Raw genomic sequence first — 4,189 nt, forward strand, 5'->3', positions numbered from 1 at the left:
ATCCGCGTCAGCGTCGGCCTCGATCACGAGCTCGACATTTTTGCCGAGGAACTTCCCGGTGCTTTGGCGGCAGCGCGGGGTAATTAGGATACCGCTGGCGCGCAACCGGCAGCAAAAGCCGCCTACAAATCCATTTCCCAGGTCTGGCCGGTCAGATCCTTGCCGAAGCTGCGGTGGTGCTCCTGCGAGACCAGCCTGAAGCCGGCACGTTCGTAGATCGCGCGCGCCGCAACGAGGATGTCGTTGGTCCACAGAACTAGCTTGGCGTAGCCGCAAGCCCGGGCCTGGTTCACGCATTCCGCCACCAGTCGTTTGCCGATGCCGAAGCCGCGCGCCGACGCCTCGACATGCAGCATTCTCAGCTTGGCCACCTTATCATCCTGATGAACCAGGAACACCGCGCCGACCGGCTGACCACCGCGCTCGGCGATCCAGCAGAAATCGCGGCCGGGCACGAAATTGCGAATGAAATCGGCGCCGATCTCGGCGAGCATGGCCTCGAACTCGATCGTCCAGCCATATTCCTCGGCATAAAGTTGGGCCTGGCGCTGCACGACCCAGCCGACATCGCCGACGCGGTGCGGCCGCAACGTCACCTCGCCGCTTTCACGGGTGGGATCACCCAGCAATTCCCCCGCCTTGCGCAAGGCGCTGCGCAGTTCATGCAACCTGTCGTCGGGTACGCTTTCGATCAGCCGCGCCGTATCCCGATCGGCCGCCGCCTGCAGCCTGGCAAGCGCTGCCTCGCCCCTTGCGGTCAGCGAGAGGACCCTTCGGCGCCGGTCAGCCGGGTCCGTTCTGGCCTCGGTCAGCCCCTGGCCCGCGAACTTGCGCAGGATCCGCGTCAGATAGGCGGCATCGACACGCAATTGTCTCGATATTTCGGAGGCCGCCGGGCCATTCTCGAGCCGAAAAGCCCCAACCAGGAAACCTCGCTCGCCGGCGATTTCGGCGGAAGCCGGGTTGCTGCGGTGACCCAGTTCGAACAGCACGCGCGCCTCGGTCAAAGTGAATGCACTTTGTGTCAGCGTCTCGTCGAGAAGGCCGACAGTGCGCGTGTAGAAGCGATTGAAGCGCCGGACATCGGCCACCAATGCGTTGCGTTCGTCCAACATTTGCGGCCAGCTCCTAATAAAGCAGTTCCATTTTCCTAAATTAGTGGACTGAGTCAATTAAATTCAAGGCCAGAAGGCCAGCTAAAGCCGGAAGGCCCAGCTATTGCGTCCGCGCGCAGGTTGCATTCCTCAGGCCGTGCGCCAGATTCAAAACGAGACAGGCTTGGAGAGATTCATGGCTGGTCATCGCAGGAAAGTGCACGCACGCGTCTACGGTAACGTGCAAGGCGTCGGCTTCAGAGCCTGGGCCCGGGATGAGGCCACGGGCCTTGGTCTTGCGGGCTGGGTTTGCAATGAAGCGGACGGGTCCGTAACGGCCGAGATCGCAGGCCTCGATGAGGAGGTCTCGACAATGATCGAGCGCCTCTGGAAAGGGCCGGCCGGGGCTTTGGTTTCCAAGGTCGACGTCGAGGAGTTGGAGGCAGACAACGCCTCTGTTGGGTTCAGAATCGTGGCATGAAGGCGGATTTGGATTGAGCGCCTTGAATTAATTAAACGTTCGTTTTATTATTGCTCCGCAGAGGAGCTGACATGGCACGCACCGCCGGGTCTGATGGCGAAAAGACCGAAGCGACCATTCGTGAGGCGGCGGTCAATCTGATCGCGCGTTTTGGCTACGAGGCGATGTCGATGCGACAGCTCGCCGCCGAGGTCGGCGTACAGGCGGCCGCACTCTACCGCTACTTTCCGACCAAGGAAGAGCTTCTGTTCACGCTGATGCGCGAGCACATGGAAGGTTTGACCGAAGCGTGGGAAACAGCTCGCCCGGTTAATGCGGATCCCGTGCAGCGGCTTTCGGCCTATGTCGAAAACCACATCACTTTCCACATCGAGCGACGGCACGCCACGCATGTGTCGAACATGGAATTGCGCAGCCTGTCGCCGGAAAGGCTGACGCAGATCCTGCGCATGCGCACTGCCTACGAGAAGGAGCTGCGCACCATCCTGCGCGACGGCGCCGAGACGGGCACCTTCAGCATCGACGACACCGGGCTGACCGCCATGGCGCTGATCCAGATGATGACCGGCGTCATCGTCTGGTTTCGGCCGGGCGAACGGCTGTCGATCGCTGAAGTGACCACAACATATCTTTCAATGACAATGCGGCTCGTCGGCGCGAAGATCGACGCCTACGGCGCCGCGCGTCCCTTCGGACGCGCAAAGGACGCTGCAGCATTTTGATTCGCGCATGATCCCTTTCCGAAATCAAAGTCGATTTTCGAGGTCATGCGCAGGGAGGAGAAAAATGTACACCAACACGCTCAGCTTCGGGCATGACGAAGAGATCGAGGCGCTGCGCGACATGGTGCGGCGCTTTGCCCAGGACCGGATCGCGCCGATCGCCGCCGACATCGATCGCTCGAACGAATTCCCGGCGCATCTGTGGGGCGAATTCGGTGCGCTCGGCCTGCTCGGCATCACCGCCGACCCCGATTTCGGCGGCAGCGGCATGGGCTATCTCGCCCATGTGATCGCCGTCGAGGAGATTTCGCGCGCTTCGGCCTCGGTCGGCCTCTCCTACGGTGCCCATTCCAACCTCTGCGTCAACCAGATCAACCGCTGGGCGACGCAGGCGCAGAAGGAAAAATACCTGCCGCCGCTGTGCTCGGGCGAGCGAGTCGGCGCGCTGGCGATGTCGGAATCCGGCGCCGGCTCGGACGTCGTCTCGCTGAAGCTGCGCGCCGAAAAGCGCAATGACCGCTACGTGCTCAACGGCACCAAGATGTGGATCACCAACGGGCCGGACGCCGAGACGCTGGTGGTCTATGCCAAGACGGATCCGGACCAGAAATCGCGCGGCATCACCGCCTTCATCGTCGAGAAGGCTTTTGCCGGATTTTCCGTGGCGCAAAAGCTCGACAAGCTCGGCATGCGCGGCTCCAACACCGGCGAGCTGGTGTTTAGGGATGTCGAGGTGCCCTTCGACAACGTGCTGCATGAGGAAGGGCGCGGCGTCGAAGTGCTGATGTCTGGCCTAGACTATGAGCGCACGGTGCTTGCCGGCGGCCCGATCGGCCTGATGGCGGCGTGCCTCGACGTGGCAATCCCCTATGTGCATGAGCGCAAGCAGTTCGGACAGGCGATCGGCGAGTTCCAACTGGTGCAGGGCAAGCTGGCCGACATGTACACGACGCTGAATGCCGCGCGCGCCTATGTCTATGCCGTCGCCGCCGCCTGCGATCGTGGCCAGACGACGCGCAAGGATGCCGCCGGCTGCGTGCTGTTTGCCGCCGAGAAGGCGACGCTGATGGCGCTCGACGCCATCCAGCTGCTTGGCGGCAACGGCTACATCAACGACTATCCAACCGGCCGCCTGTTGCGCGATGCCAAGCTCTACGAGATCGGCGCCGGCACCAGCGAAATCCGCCGCTGGCTGATCGGCCGCGAGATCATGGCGGAGGGGGTGTAGGTATGGCCACGTTGCAAACCCAGATCTCCCCCTCCTCCGAAACCTTCCGTGCCAACGCCGAGCGCATGCGGGCGCTGGTCGCCGACATTGCGGAAAAGGCCGCCACCGTCGAGCTCGGCGGTTCGGAGGAAGCGCGTGAGCGCCATGTCTCGCGCGGCAAGCTTCTGCCGCGCGAGCGCCTTGCGCAATTGCTGGATGTCGGCTCACCCTTCCTCGAGATCGGCCAGTTCGCGGCATGGTCGATGTATGGCGAGGAGATCTCTTCGGCCGGCATGATCGCCGGCATCGGCCGCGTCGAAGGCACCGAGGTGATGGTCGTCGTCAACGACGCCACCGTGAAGGGCGGCACCTATTATCCGCTGACCGTGAAGAAGCATTTGCGGGCGCAGGAGATCGCACTGCAGAACAATCTTCCCTGCATCTACCTCGTCGACAGCGGCGGCGCCAATCTGCCCAACCAGGAGGAGGTGTTTCCCGACCGCGAGCATTTCGGCCGCATCTTCTACAACCAGGCCAACATGTCGGCATCAGGCATTCCGCAGATCGCCTGCGTCATGGGTTCGTGCACGGCGGGCCGCCGAGGAAGATGGTTGCCTGATTGCGCACCATGATCGTCTCGTCGGACATTGCCGGCACATAGGCGCCGCCCGCCGTGCACGAACAC

At 62.7% G+C, this 4,189-nt stretch carries 4 protein-coding genes and 2 pseudogenes; 4 read left to right on the plus strand and 2 right to left on the minus strand.

Annotated features, from left to right (window positions below; all coding sequences use genetic code 11):
• Positions 1 to 122 precede the first annotated feature (122 nt).
• Complete coding sequence (locus EOA22_RS25985; protein ID WP_013532604.1) at positions 123 to 1,115, minus strand: helix-turn-helix domain-containing GNAT family N-acetyltransferase; 993 nt, start codon at positions 1,113 to 1,115, stop codon at positions 123 to 125.
• A 175-nt stretch (positions 1,116 to 1,290) separates the two neighbouring features.
• On the opposite strand from EOA22_RS25985, the gene EOA22_RS25990 reads away from it, so the two are divergent.
• The 4 genes and pseudogenes from EOA22_RS25990 to EOA22_RS26005 all read left to right on the plus strand — a co-directional run.
• Entirely contained in the window at positions 1,291 to 1,575 is a 285-nt protein-coding gene (locus EOA22_RS25990) for an acylphosphatase (RefSeq protein WP_013532605.1), read from the plus strand.
• A 71-nt stretch (positions 1,576 to 1,646) separates the two neighbouring features.
• A complete protein-coding gene (locus tag EOA22_RS25995) occupies positions 1,647 to 2,297 on the plus strand; it encodes a TetR/AcrR family transcriptional regulator (protein ID WP_013532606.1) in 651 nt (216 codons plus the stop codon).
• Between the two features lie 64 nt (positions 2,298 to 2,361).
• Positions 2,362 to 3,525 (plus strand): isovaleryl-CoA dehydrogenase, encoded by a 1,164-nt coding sequence (locus tag EOA22_RS26000; protein WP_013532607.1) that lies wholly within the window; start codon positions 2,362 to 2,364, stop codon positions 3,523 to 3,525.
• A gap of 2 nt (positions 3,526 to 3,527) precedes the next feature.
• A pseudogene (locus EOA22_RS26005) lies at positions 3,528 to 4,121 on the plus strand (carboxyl transferase domain-containing protein); the annotation flags it as partial.
• Here the strand turns inward: EOA22_RS26005 and EOA22_RS39595 are convergent.
• Positions 4,093 to 4,189 (minus strand): annotated as a pseudogene (locus tag EOA22_RS39595) (carboxyl transferase domain-containing protein); the annotation flags it as partial. The pseudogenes EOA22_RS26005 and EOA22_RS39595 sit on opposite strands and share 29 nt — an antisense overlap.

The organism is Mesorhizobium sp. M7A.F.Ca.US.014.04.1.1 (assembly GCF_003998745.1).
Lineage (GTDB): Bacteria > Pseudomonadota > Alphaproteobacteria > Rhizobiales > Rhizobiaceae > Mesorhizobium > Mesorhizobium ciceri.

Coding starts and splice junctions, on each gene's coding strand:
- EOA22_RS25985 (WP_013532604.1), bottom strand. CDS start 1,115: ATGTTGGACGAACGCAACGCATTGGTGGCCGATGTCCGGCGCTTCAAT.
- EOA22_RS26000 (WP_013532607.1), top strand. CDS start 2,362: ATGTACACCAACACGCTCAGCTTCGGGCATGACGAAGAGATCGAGGCG.
- EOA22_RS25990 (WP_013532605.1), top strand. CDS start 1,291: ATGGCTGGTCATCGCAGGAAAGTGCACGCACGCGTCTACGGTAACGTG.
- EOA22_RS25995 (WP_013532606.1), top strand. CDS start 1,647: ATGGCACGCACCGCCGGGTCTGATGGCGAAAAGACCGAAGCGACCATT.